Raw genomic sequence first — 1,316 nt, 5'->3', positions numbered from 1 at the left:
GCGGCAATCCGGCCGGCCACGTCACATCAGGCGGCTTCGGCCCTTCGACCGGCCACCCGGTCGCCATGGGCTACGTCAACATCGCGCTGGCCAAGGCCGGCACGAAACTCTTCGCCGATGTCCGCGGGACGAAGATCCCGATCGACGTCACGTCCCTGCCCTTCACCCCACACCGCTACCGCAAAGGATGATCTCCAGATGGCAAAGACCTATTTCACTGAAGACCATGAATGGCTCCGCGTCGAAGGCGGCGTCGCCACTGTCGGCATCACCGACTATGCGCAGGAACAGCTCGGCGATCTCGTTTTCGTCGAGCTGCCGGAAATTGGCCGCAAGCTCGCCAAGGGCGATACCGCCGTCGTCGTCGAATCCGTGAAGGCGGCTTCGGACGTTTACGCGCCGGTCGACGGCGAGATTACCGAGGCCAACGGCTCACTGTCGGCCGACCCTTCGCTGGTCAATTCGGCGGCGACCGGCGACGGCTGGCTCTGGAAGATGAAGCTTTCCGACGAAGGTCAACTCGACAGCCTCATGGATGAGGCCGCCTACAAAGCCCATATCGGCTGACAACAGGATCTTGGAAATGACCGCAGCACCTGCTCCTTTCTCGGCCCGCCATATCGGTCCCTCCGTCAACGACGTCAGGGCGATGCTCGCCGCCATCGGCGTTCCATCCGTCGAAACGCTGATCAGCCAGGCCGTGCCGAAGTCGATCCGCCTCGATCGGCCACTCGACCTGCCCGCTCCGGCGAGCGAAGCCGAAGCGCTGGCCGAATTGTCGGCGATGATGGCGAAGAACACGGTGCTGAAGAGCTTCATAGGCGCCGGTTATCACGGCGTCTTCGTGCCGCCGGTCATCCAGCGCAACCTGTTCGAGAATCCGGCCTGGTACACGGCCTACACGCCCTACCAGGCCGAGATCAGCCAGGGCCGGTTGGAAATGCTGTTCAACTTCCAGACCCTGGTCACCGAGCTCACCGGCCTGCCGGTGGCGTCGGCTTCGCTGCTCGATGAAGCGACCGCCGTTGCCGAGGCCGTCGGCATCGCGCTGCGCCATCATCGCGACAAGCGCACCAAGGTGGCGCTTGCAGGCACCCCGCACCCGCAGACGCTGGACGTCGTGCGCACCCGCGCCGAGCCGCTCGGCATCGAGGTCGATGGCGAGACGATCGACGACAACACCGCCGCCCTGCTCGTCTCCTGGCCGGACACGTTGGGCGTCTATGGCGATCACAAGGCGGCGATCGAGAAGGCCCGCGCCGCCTTGTGATCGCCATAGACGCCCAACGTGTCCGGCCAGGAGACGAGCAGGGCGG

At 65.0% G+C, this 1,316-nt stretch carries 2 protein-coding genes and 1 pseudogene; all 3 read left to right on the top strand.

Annotated elements, in window-relative coordinates:
• Positions 1-191 (top strand): glycine cleavage T C-terminal barrel domain-containing protein (locus tag EOA24_RS38175; protein ID WP_281059937.1); only part of this gene is annotated, 191 nt, incomplete at its 5' end.
• 7 nt (positions 192-198) lie between these two features.
• Positions 199-567, top strand: coding sequence for a glycine cleavage system protein GcvH (gcvH, locus tag EOA24_RS38170; protein WP_042644226.1), 369 nt, complete (start codon positions 199-201; stop codon positions 565-567).
• A 16-nt stretch (positions 568-583) separates the two neighbouring features.
• Positions 584-1,264: pseudogene (locus EOA24_RS38165) on the top strand (glycine dehydrogenase (aminomethyl-transferring)); the annotation flags it as partial.
• Between the last annotated feature and the right edge of the window lie 52 nt (positions 1,265-1,316).

The organism is Mesorhizobium sp. M2A.F.Ca.ET.039.01.1.1, from assembly GCF_003998035.1.
Classification (GTDB): Bacteria; Pseudomonadota; Alphaproteobacteria; order Rhizobiales; family Rhizobiaceae; genus Mesorhizobium.
Note: the sequence above shows the minus strand (reverse complement) of the source record. Positions and strands in the feature narration are given on the sequence as shown.